The sequence below is a fragment of the Actinomyces sp. HMSC08A09 genome (assembly GCF_001807465.1).
Lineage (GTDB): Bacteria > Actinomycetota > Actinomycetes > Actinomycetales > Actinomycetaceae > Actinomyces > Actinomyces oris.
The window spans coordinates 49,178-67,097 of the sequence record NZ_KV789094.1 but is presented as its reverse complement, the minus strand read 5'-3'; the positions used below and the strand labels follow the sequence as shown (position 1 = coordinate 67,097).

Below are 17,920 nucleotides of genomic sequence, written 5' to 3'. Positions count from 1 at the left end.
GGGCGGGACCCCCGCCCCCGCCGCCCCCGCCGCACCCGACGCTTCGGCGGCCCCGGCGCGCACCAGGCGCAGCCGCGGACGCCACACGGCCCAGCCCCGCCGGGCCCGCCACCTCAAGGTCGAGAGGCCCCGCCGCAGCGGGGGCTGGTGGCTGCCCCGCATCATCATCGCCCGCAAGTACCACCGGATCGTCGCCCCCGTTGTCACCCTGCTCCAGCGCCTGCCGGCCCCCGCGCTCAGCTGGGTCTTCCTGGCGCTGGCCGCCTGCGGGTATGCGGCCGGGGCCATGGCGCTCAGCTCCCTGGCCGGGGGACCCCGCCCGGGGGTCCTGGTCTTCGTCACGGCAGTGGCGATCCAGCTGGTGAGCATCCTGCTGCACGAGTCCTGGCACGCCATCGTCGCCGGCTACCTGGGCACCCCCATCCGCGGACTGGGGGTGGCGCTCATGTTCTGGGCGATCCCCATCGCCTACGTCGACCGCACCGACTCCTACCGGGTGCGCTCCCGGAGCGGGCTGACCATGCTGGCCCTGGCCGGCATCTTCTCCGACGGCGTCGTCTGCGGCCTGGAGGCGGCCGTCGCCTGGGCCTCGACGGGAACGGTGCGCCAGGTGGCCCTGACCCTGTGCGCCTTCCAGCTCACCATGCTCGTCACCAACCTCAACCCCCTCACCCAGTCCGACGGCGTCGCCGCGGTCGAGGCGGCCACCGGCTCGGTCAACCTGCGCGGGCGCTCCATGTTCGTGCTGCGCTGCATCCTGACGCGCCAGCCGCTGCCGCCGGGCCTGGCCGTCATGCGGCCCGCGGTGCGCTGGGGCTACTTCATTTACGGACTGGCGTGCTCTCTTCTCGGACTGGTGGCCTTCGTGATGAGCATTGTATGGATAGGCTACTGGCTGTACGCCCTCTTGAAAGGTTTCCTCCTATGACGCAGCCGGTTCTCTCTCGTGCCGGTGCCTCCCCCTCCCAACAGCCACAGCCGCAGCCCGTATCCGCCGTGACCCCCGGGGAGCCCATCCCATCCGCTCCGACCTCCGCCGTACCAGCGCCGGTACCGGCACCGGAGCCGGAGCCCCCGGCCCTGGCCCAGCCCGCCGTGGCCCTGCCGACCCTCGTGCGCCTGGGCGGGCTGCCGGTGCGGGCAGTCCCCGAGACCAGCGCCGCCGTCATCGGCACCCTGGACTACCTGCGCCGGCTCGACGAGGTGCTCGACGGCGCCGCCGACCAGCTGCTCGACCCGCTCTACGAGATCGTCCCCACCCTGGACAAGGCCGAGCGCCGCCCGGTCCTGCGCGCCAAGCGCTGCGTCTTCCAGGGGCGCGCCACCGACCTGTCCGAGGAGGTCCTGGCGGCCCTACCCGCCGAGCTGCGCGCGCTGCTGGAGCGCTGGGACGCCCTGGTGGCCCGCAAGGAGGAGACCCGAGCCCGCCTGGCCGTCCTGGTCGACGTCGACCTGGACCGCAGCCGCGAGCTGCTGGCGGCCGGCCTCGACGAGCCCGGCTACCAGGAGGCCCTGGCGATTGCCGCCCCGGCCCTGGTCTCCACCCTGGCCACCCGCGGCCGCCGGCTCGAGGACCCCCGAGTCCTGCGCACCCTCTACACCCTGGCCACCCGGGCCGCCCTCAAGACCAGCCCCTTCTCGGGACTGACCACCGTCAACGAGGCGGGACAGCCCTCCACCGGGCGCAGCCACCGCATGGTGGCCACCCACCTGGCCTACCGCATCCTGAGCGCCACCGCCCAGGACCTGGCCGCCGACGGCGCCCTCTACCTCGAGCCCGCCCCCGTGCGCCGCTCCTACAGCGCCGCACCCGGCCCGGACGCGGCCGGCGCCTACGGCCAGTACCCCTCCCGGGAGGTCGAGGCGGAGGCGCTGACCGTCGTCGGCGAGCACGAGTACGGCAACGGCATGGTCTTCCGCCAGGAGACCATCCAGCCCGCCCGCTGGCTCCAGGAGACCCACGACGCCCTCACCGGCGGCGGCATGCACGCCGTGCTCAGTGTGCGCGACGCCTGCGAGCGCGTAGGTGGCGCCGACCCGCGCCTGCGCCTGGAGCGGCTGCTGGCCTCCGGCGCCATCGTGCCGCACGTGCCCTGGTACCGCGGGGAGAACCCCTTCCCGCTGCTGGCCGCCTCGCTCTCACCGGAGCAGCAGCGCCAGTGGGGCAAGGATCTGGCCTGGCTGGCCCGGCTCGACGACGCCGTCGGCGCCGCTGACGGGCCCGGCCGCGCCGAGCTCCTCAACCGCACTGTGCGCCTGGCCGAGCGCGTCTTCCCCGACGGCGAGCTCGGTGAGCGCCCCAGCGGCTTCCTCTACGAGGACCGCGAGTCGACCCGCAGCTGGGTCGACCCTCTCGAGGACGCCCCCTTCGAGCAGGACGTCAAGACCCTGGGCGAGCTCGCCGACCCCTGGGTGGCCCGCTCCCACATCTACGACCTCATGGTGGCCCGCTTCGTCTCCCTGTTCGGAAACGGCGGGGTGTGCAAGGACCCGCTGGCCTTCTTCATGACCATCGCCCACGCCCCCGACGGCGACCAGGAGATGCTGCGCGCCGCCGGGCTCGACTATGCCGCCGGCCCCGACGAGGAGCGCGCCGCGCTGTCCGGCGGGTTCTCCGGCTCGCCCAGGCACCTGGGTGCCTTCCTCCAGCCGGTGGCCCCCAGCGCCCGGACCTACGCCGCCGGCGGGGGCCTGACCGTCGTCAACGCCTTCACCAATGCCAACGGCTCCCTCCAGGCCCGCTTCCACCGGCTCCTGGGCTCCGGCTTCCGGGAGCGCCTGGCCACACGGATCCGCACCTCCTGGGGTACCGAGCGGGTCCTGGAGATCCAGGCCAGTACCGAGTGCAACACCGGTCAGGCCGTCTCCTGCGGGCTCCTGCCGCCGCTGGGGCTGCCCGGTGAGCCGGGGGCGCCGGAGGCGGTCCCTCTCAGCTCCCTGCGGCTCGTCCACGACCCGGCCACGAGCACCCTGTTCCTGGCCGACGACGCCGGGCCCGTGGGACTGGCCTACCTGGGCCTGACCCCCCAGTACCTCCTGGGCGGCTACCTGTCCTGGCTGGTGCTGCTGAGCGACCCCTGGTCCCGGCTGCCCCCCTTCGCGGACCACTGGACCAGCCGCCGTCGGGACCTGAACGGGCCTCTGCCCGACGAGGTGATGCACTCCGAGCGGAACGTGGCCGGCCGCCTGGTGACCCGCCGCGAGTCGTGGACCTTCCCGGCCCACCAGATCGCTCCGCTCATGGACCGCGACCTGACCACGACTCTGCTGCACATGGACGACCTGCGCAAGCAGTGGGGCATACCCACGGAGGTGTTCGTCCACCAGCACATGCCCTCCCAGGGTGCCACCTTCGACCAGCACAAGCCCCGCTACGTGGACCTCACCTCACCGGTGTCGCTGCTGGCGCTGCGCGGCTGGATCGACCCCGGCGCCGCCCACATCAGCTTTGTCGAGGCCCTGCCGGCCCGCGGCGAGGCCCTGGGGCTCACCCAGGACGGTGAGCCGACGGTGGCCGAGTACCTGGTGGGACTCCAGTGGCCCAAGAACCTGGGAGGCATGGCATGAGCACGCACGACGACGTCCAGTCCAACCGGCGCGAGCAGCGCAACCAGCCCAGCCGGCTCATCCGCTCCCGCAGGCTGCGCTGGCTCGGCGGGCGCTCGCGGGCCGGTGAGCAGGCGGAGCGCACCGGGCCGGCGAGCCAGGGTGGCCAGATGGACCAGGTGGGCCAGATGGGCCAGCCCAGTCAGGCCGGCCAGGCCGGAATGGTCGGCCTGGGGGGCGCGACGTCGCAGGCTGGTGGCTCGATCCCGGGGATCCAGCCCCTGGAGATGGCGGCCGCCGACTTCGGCAACCTGCGTGCCCAGCACAGCGCGATGCGTCAGCGGAGCGCGGCGATGGCCGGTCAGCGTGAGGGGGTCGGCTGGCTGTATGCGCGGATCTACTGTGCTGGCGGGGACGACACCGACGCCCTGCTGCCCGAGGTCGCCCAGTGGCTGGATCGGGCCCGCGGCCAGTGGGACATCCGCTCGGCGCACTTCCTGCGCTTCGTCGACCTGCGCGGCCACCACATCCGGCTGCGGCTCAAGGCCGTCGAGGGCGTCCTGGATGAGGCCTACGCGAGCATGCGCGAGCTGGGGGCCGTGGCCCAGCGCACCGAGGCGCGCACGGTCGAGCGTCTCGTCTCCGATCCGATGACCGGGGGGATCGGCGCGAGCCGGCCCGGCATCACCTTCGGCGTCTACGGCCCCGAGTACGACAAGTACGGGGGAGTGGCCGGTGTCGAGGAGGCCGAGCGGCACTTCTACGTCTCGAGCCGATGGTGCCTGGACCACCAGGTCTGGCAGATCCCGAGGCCGGTGCCGCGGGCGGCCCTGGCCGCGCGGTTCCTGGCGCTGGCGGCCCGCAGTGCGCCACTGCCCGAGGCCGAGCTGCTCTCCGCCCACCTGCGGATGTGGGGCTCGCGGCTCCCCGCGCACCTGCGCGACGGCAGCGCCCTGGGGCCGATCGTTCAGCAGCTGCTGGAGGTCATCGAGTTCCAGTTCGATGAGATCCCGTCCTGGAGTCAGGCAGCGGCGGCCGTGGGCGAGCTGGCCGACGACGCCGGGCGCGCCATCGGCGTCATGGGGGCCGGCACCGGCGGGCGCCGGGCTCTGGACCTGCTGCACATCGACGTCAACCGGCTCGGCCTCAACCCGGCCGAGGAGTGCATCGCCGGGCTGTGCGCCCGACAGCTCCTGACCGGGGGCGCCGTGCCCCCGGCCCAGCCCTCAGCCGCCGTCGGGTAGCCGGGCGCCGCCTGGCCCCGGAGCCCCGAGGCGCGCCGAAGTGTCCATGAGAAGGGCCCTGATTGTCGATGAAGGGCGCCAGAGTGTCCATGAAGGAGCTGCCGTCAGGCTGGGCCTAGGGGTACTCCACGAGGGGCGGGTGCTACTAGGGGAGGTTCGGGGGTACTCCATGCGGTCGGGACCTTCGTGGAGTACGCACAACCCCTGGTGGGTAGGACCCGACCCTCGTGCAGTGCGGGCGCAGCGCCTGGGTCGGCCTGTGACTCCTAGGTCCTGTTGCATATGTCCGGGCGGAGGCCGGTTCTCGCCAGTGGCCGACGTCGCGGTCGTACCTTAGGGCTCGCGTTCGAGGGGTAAAGGGTACGAACGCGCGCCCTAAGGTACGAACACGCGGACGCTTCACCCCACTTTCGCAACAGTCCCTAGTCGCCGGTTCCCGGTCTGATCTGCTTGTGCGCCTTCAGTCGTCCAGGTGGGAGACGAGCTCGGCGGCCAGGCCCGTGTAGGTGGCGGGGGTCAGGGCCAGCAGTCGCGCCTCGACGTCGTCGGGCATGCCGAGCCCGGAGATGAACTCGCGCATGCCCTCAGGCGTGACCTTCTTGCCGCGGGTGAGCTCCTTGAGGCGCTCGTAGGGGTCGGCCATGCCGGTCGCCCCGGCGCACCCCGCACACCGGAGCCCGCCTGCTCATCGAGGCACAGGCCAGGCGTCTCGAGGTTCTGCTCGCCGATGGCACCACGCTCCGGTCCGGGCCTCCGGGGGCGTCCTCCAGCGCCTGATCCAGACCTACGGGGCTGACGACACGGGCCTGGGAAAGTACCTGATGCAACAGGCCGTCCCCGACAGGTTGGGGAGATTACGGCCCCGGCCTGCACTGGGCAACCCACTTATCGTGTCCACCACGGCCCACGAGTTTTGCGGGCATTTTTCAGTGAGGTACTGAATCCCCTTCGCGGGCACTCCAGATGAGTCTCGTCGGCCACTTCCTCCGGTCCCCGACGTGATGATTTGCTAGGTACACAATCGACTTTCACGTCGACAAGGGGAGATTCGTGAAGTGCCTACGTCATGCTCCGTCCAGGGCTGCGTGAGGGCTGGCCAGGGGCTTTGGTGAGCGCAGGGCGGTCAGTGCGGTGGGTGTGACGGCCAGTCGTGGGGAGGTGTTTGGGTTTGTCGTCCTCAACGGAGCAGATAAGGCCACGTTGTGAGGTCATCATTCTTGTCTCAGTCGCGGTAGCCTACATTAGTTCCTTCGCCTGAGCGGTGATTGCTGACGGTGACGCAGGTCAGCCGCCTATGCTCTCTGCGGAAAACGATGTCGGTTACCCTACTTCAGTAGGGTTTTCCTGGGATGTCTTTGGTTTCGCTCCAGGCATCGTGCTGTGTAGTTTTGCCGGGGCGATCTCGATCGTCTTTCGGGTCCCAGTTGGACGTGATCTGTGCTATTCTGATAAGTGGCGCCTCGTTGGTGCTCCCCTCTGATGCTGGCCTAGAGTTGATGTCGAGCGACTCCCCCTCTCATGTCGGCGTCATGCTCGCAATTGTCGTCCTCGTCGCATGGATAATCGTTGGAAGTTGAGTTTCTACGATAATCCTTCGGTGCAGAGGTGTCTAGCGTCCTTCTAGACAGGAGTATTTTCTATGAGTGAATCTGTCGGTCCTGGAAATTCTGTTCGTGTGAGGACAATCGTTGGACTGGTCGTCGGTGTCGCCGCTACAGCTGTGGCCGGTATTCTCGTCGCTGTCGATGGTGGGCATATCCTGGCCGCCCGGATGTTGGGTGCTGTCGGAATGGTTGCTGCGTTGCTTGGTGCCGTCGGCTCAATTCGATCTTCCGGGACGGGGGCTAAGGCGATGTTCGCGATAGTGTCCGTCCTCCTGTTTGTGGCATCGTCGACGGTCTACGGTTTGACCTGGAGTTGAGTGAATTATTCTGGATTCAATACCTCTGCGCGTTCTCAATCTATAGAGGCAGAACATCCACTCACACATGAATTGCCTCTGGTTGGCTTTGTATATAGTGGGGAAGTCGAATTGTGCGGGGTTTGCTGGAGGCGGCGATGATCGGAGGGATCGCTGCCTTACGGTTCGGGTGTACTCCACGAGCCGGGGATCTTCTGTGCTGTCTCCTCACTTCTGAGACACTCGGTCGGGTGAGAACCCGGGGCAGGCGGGCGGTCCTAGAGGTGAGGGTGGGGGCGAAGGGAAGAGGCCCGGTGAGGTCTCGGTGTCCACGGTGCTGACATCAGCGCTGCACTGACTTCCCAGCCGGAAAGAAACCCTGGGATTCCAACGATCTGTGTCAGGTGGTTCGACGGCTGGCGCGCTGATGTCAGCGCTATGGACACGTGGCCATTGCCGGACCCGCCGGCGGGCCCTCAGTCGTCCAAGGTGGGAGACGAGCTCGGCGGCGCGCGCATCAAGCGCGGCGGTACGTGGTGGTGGTGTCACCTCGACGGCCGTCTTTCTCAACGAATCCGGCCTCCTCGAGATGTTTGAGCGCGTACGTCACCTGGCGCGGTGACAGGCCTGTGGCCTCGACGATCTGCTGGCGCGTGCGTGGCCCGTCCTCGAGGCTGGCCCAGACGGCGGGCGTGTTGGTGGACAGGGCGGAGATCTCTGGGGGAACAGTGATGTCTGTGGTGCCGGAAGTCGGTCGAGTGCTGTCGGAGGCCAGAACGTAGGAGGTGGAGCCGCGTTGTCCTTGGGCCTCGGCGTAGCCCCGGTTCACCAGCTCCTGGAGCTGACGACGGGCCTGCTGGGAGTCGCAGCCGAAGCGACGGCGATAGGCGGAGTTCGTCCACGACTTTCCGTGCCGCATCTCGACCAGTGCGTGGCGCTGCTCGATGCCGAGGCCCTGGGCTTCAAGGCCGGACAACCAGGTGAGATCCTCGGGTGAGAGGAGCGTGCTTCGGGGAAGCAGGGCCGTGAAACGTACACCGGTGTCCTGAAAGCGGACGGGTTCCATGTCTGCCTCTCGCAGGGCGCGACGGACCTCCCGGATACCGGAGCCCAAGCCTTCGATCACGCGCCGTCCCTCGTGGTCCGTGGCGAAGGTGCAGATGGTGTAGAGGTGCTCGTTGACCGCAGACTTCCCGTCTCGTGTGCCGAGCTGATCCACGCTCAGCCCCCACAGACCACCTGGGCTGGAGATGATGAGGCGGTCGTGCAGCAGACGCATCTCAACCCCTTTCGAGAGTGCGGGCTCGGAGAGGTCTCGGTGGACGAGAGCGTTGGCGACGAGCTCACGAACCGCGATGAGCGGGAACTCGTGGATATCGCGGCCGTGCCCATCATTCCCGAACTGGATGCGTGTCTGCGTGGTGCGTGCGACCCAATCGACGGCGTCGGCGAGCATCTGAGGCAGGGGGCCCGCGATTGTGAGCCGATCTGTTGCTCTGACCGCGTCATTCGTGTCGGTGACGGCGGCTGTGATGGACAGGCCGGGGAAGTGCCTCTGGGGATAACGGCCCAGCGCGTACAGCCCTGCCCGGGTCGCCTCTCCGTCCTCGGTGAGGATGTTCAGGTTGATGAGGACCTCGGTATCAGACTGGCCGCTGAGCGCGGTGGAGCCGGCACGAACCGCTCGCAGAAAGCGCTGAACCAGATCGTTGTCGAGGCTGTCGATGGAGGTAGCGGGAACGGCAACGGAGTCCTGCCGAGGACGTTGGTGGCGCAGAAGGAGCTGCTGCTCCTCCTGCTGCGACATGCGGTAGTCGCCGTCGTACTGGCGGAGGTACGCCGCCCCCGTCTCTCTCCACCGGCATGGCTTGCTGTTGACGGGAACTTCCTGCACGTTGGCGGCGACGACGGTCTTGCCCTCAACGGTGATGGCGTGCGTATCGACAGCGATCTCGGTGGAGAAGCCCTGACGAGCCTGGGAGATGAGGGTCTGCTGGAGCTCGTGCGGGTCCTGGACTCCGACGACGGACACTGGATCCTCGCCGACGCCCAGGAGGATGGTGCCGCCTCCAGGAAGATTCGCGAAGGCCGACAGCGTGGGACCGAGGGCGCTGCGGGAGTACTCGGAGAATGTCTTCGCCTCGATCTCAAGGCAGTCGCCGCCCTCCAGTGCCAAACGAGCGAGGGCTTCCGTGAGGTCAGTCAGATCGACAATCACATGTCAATTGTACATGAAGTGTCGATGAAGGGTCCCAGAGTGTCTATGAAGTGTCGATGAGATGTCCATGAAGGGCCGTAGAGTGTTGATGAAGGGCCCGAAAGTGTCGATGAACGACCATGAGTGTCGATGAAGGACGTCATGTGTCCATGAAGGAACTGCTGGCCGGTAGGCGGTCCCGGCCAGTGCCGGACCCGCCGGCGGGCCCTCAGTCGTCCAGGTGGGAGACGAGCTCGGCGGCCAGGCCCGTGTAGGTGGCGGGGGTCAGGGCCAGCAGTCGCGCCTCGACGTCGTCGGGCATGCCGAGCCCGGAGATGAACTCGCGCATGCCCTCAGGCGTGACCTTCTTGCCGCGGGTGAGCTCCTTGAGGCGCTCGTAGGGGTCGGCCATACCGGTTGCCCCGGCGACGGCGGCCGCCCGCATCGCCTGCTGGACGGGCTCGCCGAGCACCTCCCAGGTCGCCTCGAGGTCCTCCTCCAGGCGGGCGCGGTCGACGTCGAGCCCGGCCAGGCCCCGGCGGATGTTGTCCACGGCCAGCAGTGAGTGCCCCAGGGCCACGCCCACGTTGCGCTGCGTGGTGGAGTCGGTGAGGTCCCGCTGGAGGCGGGAGGTGACGAGCGTGGCGGCCAGCGTGTCCAGCAGCGAGCAGGAGATCTCCAGGTTGGCCTCGCCGTTCTCGAAGCGGATCGGGTTGACCTTGTGCGGCATGGTCGACGAGCCGGTGGAGCCCTGCGCGCTCAGGCGCTGGTGGAAGTAGCCCAGCGAGATGTAGGTCCACACGTCCGTGGCCAGGTTGTGGGCGATCCGGTTGAAGCGGGCGACGTCGGAGTAGAGCTCGGCCTGCCAGTCGTGGGACTCGATCTGCGTGGTCAGCGGGTTCCAGGTCAGGCCCAGGTGCTCGACGAAGCCGCGCCCCACGGCCTGCCAGTCGGCGCTGGGCACGGAGACGACGTGCGCGCCGAAGGTGCCGGTGGCGCCGTTGATCTTGCCCAGGTACTCGGTGGCCTCGACGCGGCGCACCTGGCGGCGCAGCCGGTGGGCCAGGACCGCCATCTCCTTGCCGAGCGTCGTGGGGGTGGCCGGCTGGCCGTGCGTGCGCGCCAGCATGGCGGCGTCGGCGTGCTCGTGGGCCATGGCGGCCAGGTCCTCAACCAGCCCGCGGGCGGCCGGCAGCCACACCTGCTCGACGGCGCCCCGGATCGTCAGGGCGTAGGAGAGGTTGTTGATGTCCTCGCTGGTGCAGAAGATGTGGACGATCTCGCCGACCGTGGGCAGCACGGTGGGGCCGCCGTCGGCGCCGACGACGCCGGGGGCCTGGGCGGCCGCGGCCAGGCGCCGCTTGAGGAGGTACTCGACGGCCTTGACGTCGTGGCGGGTCTCGGCCTCGATGACGCCGAGCTCGGCGATCTCCTCGGCCCCGAAGTCCTCGACGACGCCGCGCAGGTAGCTCTTCTCCGTCTCGCTCAGGCGGGGGGCGCCGGGCAGGACACCGCCGTCGGTGAGGTGGATGAGCCACTCGACCTCGACCTGCAGGCGGGCCCGGTTGAGCGCGGCCTCGGAGAGGTGGTTGACCAGCGGGGCGGCGACGGTGCGGTAGCGTCCGTCCAGGGGGCCCAGGGCGATGGCGGGGGAGACTGCGGAGAGATCGACCATGCCGCTCATTGTGGCAGGTTGCCACCGATCTCTGCGAGCGGGGCCTCCTGGGTCGAGACGAGGACGGGCTGGGTCTCGGGGCGGCGTCGGCGGTAGGCGGTCACGACGACGAACAGCAGGATGCCGGCCGACGGCAGGTTGATGGCGGCGGCGGGCTCATGGCTGTAGAGGCCGTGGCCGAGCAGGGCGGCCGCCAGCCCCAGGCCGATGACGGCCAGCGCGAGGATCGAGGGGCCCGGGATCCGCTGGGACGGTTCGGCGCGCTGAACGTGCTGGGCCTGGAAGAGGATGAGACTGACCGTGAGCAGGCTCAGCGGCGTCAGGAGGGAGGTTTCCCAGCCGAACAGGCCGCCGCCGACCGTCAGGGCCAGGACGGTCGTGGCAAGTGTGAAGACGACTGGAGGGAGGAGTCGCATGGTAGATGACCTTCTAGGGCGGGCATGGTGGGGAATGGTATGACCGGGCAAAATCCTGCCGGATCCTTGTGTCGTTTTCAACAAGTGGTCCGTCGTCGTTGGCGGGGAGCACTCCCCGGTCCCCGCCAGCCTATACGGCACGCCGGCTCCGGACCTGTGAAGTAAGTTCCGACCAGGGAGAATGTGATGCCTCTGTGATGCCTTGGGCGCTGTGTCGCCCGGAGATCATAAGCTCGTGGAGGGACCGCGGATGTTGCCGAGACTGACGCCGCCGCCGTCGGCTTCTACCGGGCGCTCGACTTCGACATCGACCCTGCGCCGTCGGACCCGCGCTGGCCGGGGCGCCGCCGCTACCGATGCGTGCGGCGGTCCTGATTCCGAACGGCGCATGTCGAGGACTGCCTTTCGCGCCGAGGACGTACTTCTCCTCCAAATGTCGTGTCTCCGCCCCCAGTCATCTGGGGGACAGCGCAGTCCTCGGCGCGAAAGTACGTTCTCGATCGACGTCGTCGACGGTCCCGAGCGGCTGGTTGTGCCATATGCTGACCTCATGGGTCGCTTCCGCACTGATGACGCACCGGCACTTATTCGTGCTGCGCGTCTGGATGCAGGGCTCTCACGGGTTCAGTTGGCCCAGCGTGCTGGCTTGAACGAGTCGGTCTTGACGCAGGTGGAGTCCGGGGCGCGTGCGGTGTCCGACGAGTTGCTCGAGGTGGTGCTGCGTGCAGCCGGTTACCGACCGTCACTCCCGCTTGCCATGCAGGCCGACAAGATTCTCGCCTGCGCCGAATCTCATGGCCTCAGCAACCTCCGCGTTTTCGGGTCGTCAGTCCGCGGGGAGGATGACTTCGACTCTGACATCGACCTTCTGGTCACGCCGTCGACCAGTACCGACCTGTTCGACCTGGCCCTGTTCGTCGATGACGTTGAGAGACTCACTGGGTTCCCGACCGACGTCGTTTCCGACTCCCCCCTACCTGTTCAGCTGACTGACGCCGCACGAGAGGCGGTGCCGCTGTGAACGAGGAGCGTCAACGGGCTCGCTTTACTCCGCGTACCAGGCAGGATGGGGCAAGGCGCCATGATCGTGAGAATCTGGACGCCGAGCTTGCGCTGATTCGTGACCGGATCGACGTCGTCATCGCGCACGGACGAGAAGAGTTTTACGACGGTGCTCAAGCCTATGACGTTGCCTGCATGGTGATCATCCGACTTGCCGCTCTGCTGGAGCGACCTGAGTTCATGCCTTACCTGGTGGCGATCTCCGAGGACGAACGCCGGGCCATTCGAACCACACGCAACATTGCGGCACACGCAGGCTATCGCTCGATGGATGACAGTCTTTTCTGGATGGCAATCACTCGGCGTGTTCCCGAGATCTTGGACCGGATCCACGCCGGCGGGTGACGGGCCCTATCGGGCCGAGGTCGTGTGCGCGGTGACCTCGCGGGATTGCCGGTCCCTCAGACTGCGCGCCAGGACGTAGCCCAGTAGGCCCAGCGCGGGCAGGGCGAGGAGTACGTCGACGTCGGACCGGTACAGGCCGCGCGCGACCATGAGCCCGGAGAGGATGACTCCGACGGCCCCCAGCAGCCGAACGCCCGACGGCGGCAGGCTGCGCTCGCCCGGACCCGAGTTCTGGGCCTGCAGCAGGATGAGGCCGAGCAGAAGCATGCACAGCGATGAGGTGAGGCTGTTGAGCTGCCACCCGAGCAGCAGGCTTCCGATCGAGGTGACCAGGACGGTCAGGGCAAGGACAAGAATGGCGGGCTTGATGAGTCGCATGGCGAGCACCTCGGCGAACGGGTTGCGGTAGCAAGCGCCCCCAGTCTAAGTCGGTTCCCTGGTCGGAGGCCGGCCGGTGGGGAGGGTGAGCCGACGCCGGCCGGGCTCAGGGCTTAGGGCGGGGCCCGGGCCTCAGTCCTCGGGGGTGGTGCCCATGGCGCGGCCGCGGGTCCAGTAGCCCTGGTGCTGGATGCTGCGTCGGCTCAGACCGGAGGCGATCAGGTGGCGCCGCACCGCCTTGGTGGCGCTGGTCTCCAAGGCGATGAACACCCAGTCCAGGGCCAGGTCCCCGGTGTCCGCCCACAGGGTGCGGTCGACGGCGGCCAGCAGCTTCTCCTCAGAGATCCCGGGATTGACGCGGATGAGCCGATGGTCGCGCGCGGCCAGGGGCAGGAAGCCGGTCTCAGGCGCCATCATGACGACGGTGGCCAGGCTGCTCGGCGGGGCGGCGGCGACGGCGTCGGCGAGTGCGGGCGCGGAGGCCTGGTCGCCCACCAGCAGCATCTTGTCGCCGGGGGAGGGCAGGCGGTAGCTGGTGCCTCCCATGACCTGGACGGACACGGTGGCTCCCGGCTTGACCCGCTTCGACCAGCGCGATGCCGGGCCTGCGGGCTCATGGTGCAGGACCAGGATGATGGCGGTGGCCTGTTCGCGGTTGATGCGGGTGATGGTGTAGGCGCGCTGGTGCTGGCGGCCGCCCTGCGGGATCCACATGCGCACCCAGGCGGTGGGCGGCAGCATGGCGGCGCCGGTGCCCAGCAGGCTCGGACAGTGGACGGTCAGCTCCGTGTAGGGCGCCAGCTCGCGCACTGCGGTGATCGTGAGCTTGTGCTCAGGCGCCCGCAGCGCCTTGAGCACTGTGCCTTGGAATCCCCTCCCACCACGTGCCATCTGCGTGTCCGCCTCCCGGTCGTCTGATCTCGCGCTCAGGCGAACCATAACCGGAATGGTTGAAGGCTTGCTTAGGACCTGCTGCTGAGAACACAGGAGAAAATGCCGAAAGAATTCCGGCGTTGGGCGGGTCAGCCGGGTTGGACGTATTGGGAATCCTGGGATGTGTCGATGGAGCCGGCGATCAGGATCGCCCTCAGAATTGCGCGAGGACTTGCCGTGCGATGGCGGCACCCAATGGGATGGGGACGGCGTTGCCGATCTGCCGGGCGATGGAGGTGCGGGAGCCGATGAAGCGGTGCGTGTCGGGGAATCCCTGCAGGAGCGCCGCCTCGTAGTGGGTGATGGCGCGGTTCTCCACGGGGTGGAGGTAGCGGCCCTTCTCCGGCTTGAAGAACTCGGTCCGGATCGTCACGGAGGGGCGGTCCCAGTGCAGGCGTCCCATGACGTCCATGGAACCGGAGGTGTGCCGGAGCCAGCAGGGTGCCTTCAGGTGGTCCGGAAGATTCGTCCGATTCCCTCCCTCGGGGATCTTTGCGAAGCGCTCGATTGAGATGTCGCTGTAGAACCGGGAGACGTGCAGCTCCCGGGGGGAGAAGGCGCCGGGTACCCGCCGCGAGCCGACTCGGGTGCGGAGCTGGTCGAAGCGCTCGTCCATGTCGGGCTGCGCGGGCACGCCCAGCAGCGTCTGGCGCACCGTCCGGTACGGGGGCAGGTCGCCGCCCCCGTCCGGGGAGTGCGTGGGCTCCGGGAACCCGGGGACGGCCATGTCGTAGCGGTGCCCGATGAGGACGGCACGCCTGCGCGCCTGCGGGGCGCCGTAGTCGGCGGCGTTGAGGACGCGGAAGTCGAAGGAGTAGTCCTCGAGGAACTCCCCGGGCCGGGTGGCGGCCAGGAAGTCGCGGTACTGGGGCGACTTCCCGAAGGCGGGCACGTTCTCCACGACGAAGTACTTGGGCCTGGCCCTCTGAATGACCTGGGCGTACTGCTCCCAGAGTCGGTTGCGGGCGTCCTCCGCGTCCCGCTTGCCGAGCGTGCTGAACCCCTGGCACGGGGGACCGCCGACGACGACGTCGACACCGGTGGGGATCGTCCCCTCGGCGAGCCAGTCCTGGATGGCGCCCGCGTAGACCTCGGTCTTGGGGAAGGTCGCCCGATAGGAGGCGGCGGCCTCTGGGTCCATCTCGACTGCGGCGATGCTGCGGAAGCGCGACGACGCCGTGTGGAACCCCGCGGTGAGACCTCCCGCCCCGGCGAAGAGGTCGAGGACGCGGATGGTGCGGGCAGTCATGGAATCAGGGTAGCCGGCCGGTACGACACCGAATCGAGGCTCACCGTCGGTTCAGGGGTGTGATTCGTGTCGGAGGGCGGTCGTAGGATGTTCCCGTTCACACCCGCGGAGAATTCCCCCGTTCTCCGTCGACAGGAAGGACTCCCGTGCCCAGGAAGCTCATTGAGGTGGCGCTGCCTCTCGACGCCATCAACCAGCAGTCCGCTCGGGAGAAATCCATCCGCAAGGGGCATCCCTCCACTCTGCACCTGTGGTGGTCCCGCAAGCCCACGGCCACCTCGCGCGCCGTGCTCTTCTCCCAGCTGGTTGACGACCCCTCCGAGCGCTACGAGGAGTTCCTGGAGGCGGCCCGGGCCGCGGGCGAGGCCGACCCGGAGTCCGCTGCGGAGCGGGCGGTGGAGGCGGAGCGCCGCCGCTTGTTCACTCTCATCACCCGCATGGTGAACTGGGACAACATCGGCGATGAGCACCTCATGCGTGAGGTCAGGGAGGAGATCCGCCGCTCCACGGGGGAGGAGCCCCCCGCGGTCCTCGACCCCTTCGCCGGCGGCGGCTCCATCCCCTTGGAGGCCCAGCGGCTCGGCCTGGAGGCGCACGCCTCCGACCTCAACCCCGTGGCCGTCCTCATCAACAAGGCCCTCATCGAGATCCCACCGCGCTTCGCCGGCCGAGCCCCGGTCTTCCCCGGCGCCGACGACGGCACGCGCAGCTGGCCCGGCGCGCACGGCCTGGCCGAGGACGTGCGCCGCTACGGGGAGTGGATGCGTGAGGAGGCCTGGAGGCGCATCGGCCACCTCTACCCGCGGGCCCAGTTGCCCGATGGGTCGATGGCTACCGTCATCGCCTGGATCTGGGCGCGGACCGTCACCTGCCCCAACCCGGCCTGCGGCATCGAGACGCCCCTCGTCTCGAAGTGGTGGCTGGGGAAGAAGAAGGGCAAGGAGGCCTACATCGTCCCGAAGGTCGTCGGTGACCACGTCGAGTACTCCATCGGCCACGATCCCAAGCGGGCGCCGACGAAGCAGAATGATGGAACAATTTCCGGGCGCCGTGGTGCGCTGTGCGTTGCCTGTGGTTCTGTGATCTCGATGGAGGAGATTAGGGCACAAGGGAAGAAGGGGAAAATTGGTTCTGCCATGACGGCAGTGGTGTGCGAAGGTGGGCGTAAACGAGAATACAAGGCTCCCATGGACGAGGATCGACTAGAGGTTCAGTTCGACCGCGTAAATCAACTTAATATGGGTGTTCTTGCAGATAACCCTCGCTACATGTCGCCTCCTCTGTACGGCATGGATACCTTCGACAAGCTCTTCACAGCACGGCAACTGACGGCGCTGACTACCTTCTCGGATCTGGTGAGCGAGGCGCGCGAGCAGGTGCTGCGGGACGCTCTTGCCAGCGGGATGAGCAAGGGGGAGCGCCTCGAGGCGGGAGGTGTCGGTGCGGCAGCCTATGCGGATGCCGTTGCCACATATCTGGGGCTTGTGATTTCAAGAATTACGGACTATTCGTCGTCGATAAACTCGTGGGCGAGTAGTCCGCAGATGGAGATCGTTCAGCATATTTTCGGTCGTCAAGCTTTGCCGATGGCTTGGGATTATGCTGAGAGTAACCCTTTTGCGGATTCGTCGGGGAGTCTGAATATCATGATCCGCGCTGTTTCGGAGGCTGTGAGTCGTGTGCCTGCGTGTTCTCAAGCCTATGTCCTCCAAACTGATGCTGCATCACATGACTATCGGGGTGCTGTTATCTCCACGGATCCGCCGTACTACGACAATATCAGCTACTCCGACCTCTCGGACTTCTTCTACGTGTGGCTGCGTCGCTCCCTCAAGGACGTCCACCCCTCCCTGTTCTCCACCATGCTCGTCCCCAAGGCCGAGGAACTCGTCGCCAACCCGTACCGACATGGTGGCAAGGACGGGGCGAGGGACTTCTTCGAGGATGGCTTCCGCACCGTCTTCGCCAACGCCCGCCGGAGTGCCAACCCGGACTACCCGATGACGGTCTACTACGCCTTCAAGCAGACCGAGACCAGTACGGAAGGGCGGACCTCCACGGGCTGGTCCACGATCCTCGATGGCATGATCCGCTCCGGCTGGAGCATCACCGCCACCTGGCCCATGCGCTCCGAACGTCGTGGCCGCATGACGAGTATTGGGGCTAATGCCCTGGCCTCCTCCATCGTCCTCGTGCTGCGACCCCGTCCCGAGGACGCCCCCATGACCGACCGCCGCAGTCTCATGCGCGAGCTGCGCCGCACCCTCCCCGAGGCCGTCGAGACCCTGCGCAGCGGCGGCATCGCCCCCGTCGACCTCGCCCAGGCGGCCATCGGCCCCGGCATGAGCGTCTTCTCCCGCTACTCCCGCGTCATCAGCCCCGACGGCACCGACATGAGCGTCTCCGAGGCCCTCACCCAGATCAACGCCGTGCTCGACGAGGTCCTCGGCGAGCAGGAGGGCGACCTCGACCCCGACACCCGCTGGTGCCTCACCTGGTTCGACGCCCACGGCTTCACCGAGGGTCCCTACGGGGAGGCCGAGACCCTCGCCTCCGCCCGCAACGCCTCCATCGACGCCCTCAAGCGCTCCGGCGTCCTCACCTCCGGCGGCGGCCGCGTCGGCCTCATCGCCCCCGAAGACCTCCCCGACGACTACGACCCCCGCACCGACGACCGCATCTCCCACTGGGAGGTGGTCCTCCACCTCGCCCGGGCCCTCGACCGGCGCGGCATCGACGAGGCCGGGAGGCTCCTCTCCGCCGCCGCCGAACGCGGCCTGGGCGCCGACATCCTCCAGTCCCTGGCCTACCGCCTCTACTCCCTCGCCGAGAAGCACGGCTGGACCGAGGCCGGCCTCCTCTTCAACGCCCTGGGCGGCTCCTGGCCGGAGATCGCCGCCGCGGCCCGGACCGCGGCGAGCACCGGTCCGGACATCCAGACCGCACTCGACCTCGACACCCTGGAGAACCACTGA

The 17,920-nt window shown here is 68.2% G+C and carries 13 protein-coding genes and 1 pseudogene; 7 read left to right on the top strand and 7 right to left on the bottom strand.

The window, feature by feature from the left end:
* The 3 genes from HMPREF3165_RS13400 to HMPREF3165_RS03555 form a co-directional block, all read left to right on the top strand.
* Nucleotides 1-928, top strand: a 928-nt coding sequence (locus tag HMPREF3165_RS13400; protein ID WP_256274891.1) for a hypothetical protein, incomplete at its 5' end; no start/stop codon positions are given.
* Nucleotides 925-3,567 carry a lantibiotic dehydratase gene (locus HMPREF3165_RS03560; protein ID WP_083303179.1) on the top strand — a complete coding sequence of 881 codons (2,643 nt, stop codon included), beginning with the start codon at nucleotides 925-927 and terminating at the stop codon, nucleotides 3,565-3,567. The genes HMPREF3165_RS13400 and HMPREF3165_RS03560, both read left to right, overlap by 4 nt.
* Nucleotides 3,564-4,790, top strand: coding sequence for a thiopeptide-type bacteriocin biosynthesis protein (locus tag HMPREF3165_RS03555; RefSeq protein ID WP_070510876.1), 1,227 nt, complete (start codon nucleotides 3,564-3,566; stop codon nucleotides 4,788-4,790). The genes HMPREF3165_RS03560 and HMPREF3165_RS03555 overlap by 4 nt, the downstream gene beginning before the upstream one ends.
* A gap of 460 nt (nucleotides 4,791-5,250) precedes the next feature.
* Here HMPREF3165_RS03555 and HMPREF3165_RS03550 read toward each other — a convergent pair.
* A pseudogene (locus tag HMPREF3165_RS03550) lies at nucleotides 5,251-5,466 on the bottom strand (adenylosuccinate lyase); the annotation flags it as partial.
* Nucleotides 5,467-6,429: 963 nt separating this feature from the next.
* Between HMPREF3165_RS03550 and HMPREF3165_RS13180 the strand changes: the two are divergent.
* Entirely contained in the window at nucleotides 6,430-6,711 is a 282-nt protein-coding gene (locus HMPREF3165_RS13180) for a hypothetical protein (protein ID WP_141745003.1), read from the top strand.
* Between the two features lie 496 nt (nucleotides 6,712-7,207).
* Here the strand turns inward: HMPREF3165_RS13180 and HMPREF3165_RS03545 are convergent, their stop codons facing one another.
* The 3 genes from HMPREF3165_RS03545 to HMPREF3165_RS03535 form a co-directional block, all read right to left on the bottom strand.
* Entirely contained in the window at nucleotides 7,208-8,908 is a 1,701-nt protein-coding gene (locus tag HMPREF3165_RS03545; RefSeq protein WP_070510872.1) for an ATP-binding protein, read from the bottom strand.
* A gap of 208 nt (nucleotides 8,909-9,116) precedes the next feature.
* Nucleotides 9,117-10,562 carry an adenylosuccinate lyase gene (purB, locus tag HMPREF3165_RS03540; RefSeq protein WP_070510871.1) on the bottom strand — a complete coding sequence of 482 codons (1,446 nt, stop codon included), beginning with the start codon at nucleotides 10,560-10,562 and terminating at the stop codon, nucleotides 9,117-9,119.
* A gap of 5 nt (nucleotides 10,563-10,567) precedes the next feature.
* Complete coding sequence (locus tag HMPREF3165_RS03535) at nucleotides 10,568-10,978, bottom strand: hypothetical protein (protein WP_070510869.1); 411 nt, start codon at nucleotides 10,976-10,978, stop codon at nucleotides 10,568-10,570.
* A gap of 550 nt (nucleotides 10,979-11,528) precedes the next feature.
* Here HMPREF3165_RS03535 and HMPREF3165_RS03530 point away from each other — a divergent pair.
* Together HMPREF3165_RS03530 and HMPREF3165_RS13665 are read left to right on the top strand one after the other, a co-directional pair.
* Entirely contained in the window at nucleotides 11,529-11,999 is a 471-nt protein-coding gene (locus HMPREF3165_RS03530) for an XRE family transcriptional regulator (RefSeq protein ID WP_070510900.1), read from the top strand.
* Entirely contained in the window at nucleotides 11,996-12,385 is a 390-nt protein-coding gene (locus HMPREF3165_RS13665; protein WP_060956994.1) for a ribonuclease HepT family protein, read from the top strand. The genes HMPREF3165_RS03530 and HMPREF3165_RS13665 overlap by 4 nt, the downstream gene beginning before the upstream one ends.
* A gap of 6 nt (nucleotides 12,386-12,391) precedes the next feature.
* On the opposite strand, the gene HMPREF3165_RS03520 is transcribed toward HMPREF3165_RS13665, so the two are convergent.
* The 3 genes from HMPREF3165_RS03520 to HMPREF3165_RS03510 all read right to left on the bottom strand — a co-directional run bounded on the left by HMPREF3165_RS03520 (nucleotide 12,392) and on the right by HMPREF3165_RS03510 (nucleotide 14,945).
* Nucleotides 12,392-12,763, bottom strand: coding sequence for a hypothetical protein (locus HMPREF3165_RS03520; RefSeq protein WP_070510867.1), 372 nt, complete (start codon nucleotides 12,761-12,763; stop codon nucleotides 12,392-12,394).
* Between the two features lie 132 nt (nucleotides 12,764-12,895).
* Nucleotides 12,896-13,654, bottom strand: a complete 759-nt coding sequence (locus HMPREF3165_RS03515; protein WP_070510898.1) for a siderophore-interacting protein — start codon at nucleotides 13,652-13,654, stop codon at nucleotides 12,896-12,898.
* A 196-nt stretch (nucleotides 13,655-13,850) separates the two neighbouring features.
* Nucleotides 13,851-14,945 carry a DNA cytosine methyltransferase gene (locus HMPREF3165_RS03510; protein ID WP_070510865.1) on the bottom strand — a complete coding sequence of 365 codons (1,095 nt, stop codon included), beginning with the start codon at nucleotides 14,943-14,945 and terminating at the stop codon, nucleotides 13,851-13,853.
* Nucleotides 14,946-15,091: 146 nt separating this feature from the next.
* On the opposite strand from HMPREF3165_RS03510, the gene HMPREF3165_RS03505 reads away from it, so the two are divergent.
* Nucleotides 15,092-17,920: a DUF1156 domain-containing protein gene (locus tag HMPREF3165_RS03505; RefSeq protein WP_070510863.1), complete on the top strand. Its 2,829-nt coding sequence runs from the start codon at nucleotides 15,092-15,094 to the stop codon at nucleotides 17,918-17,920.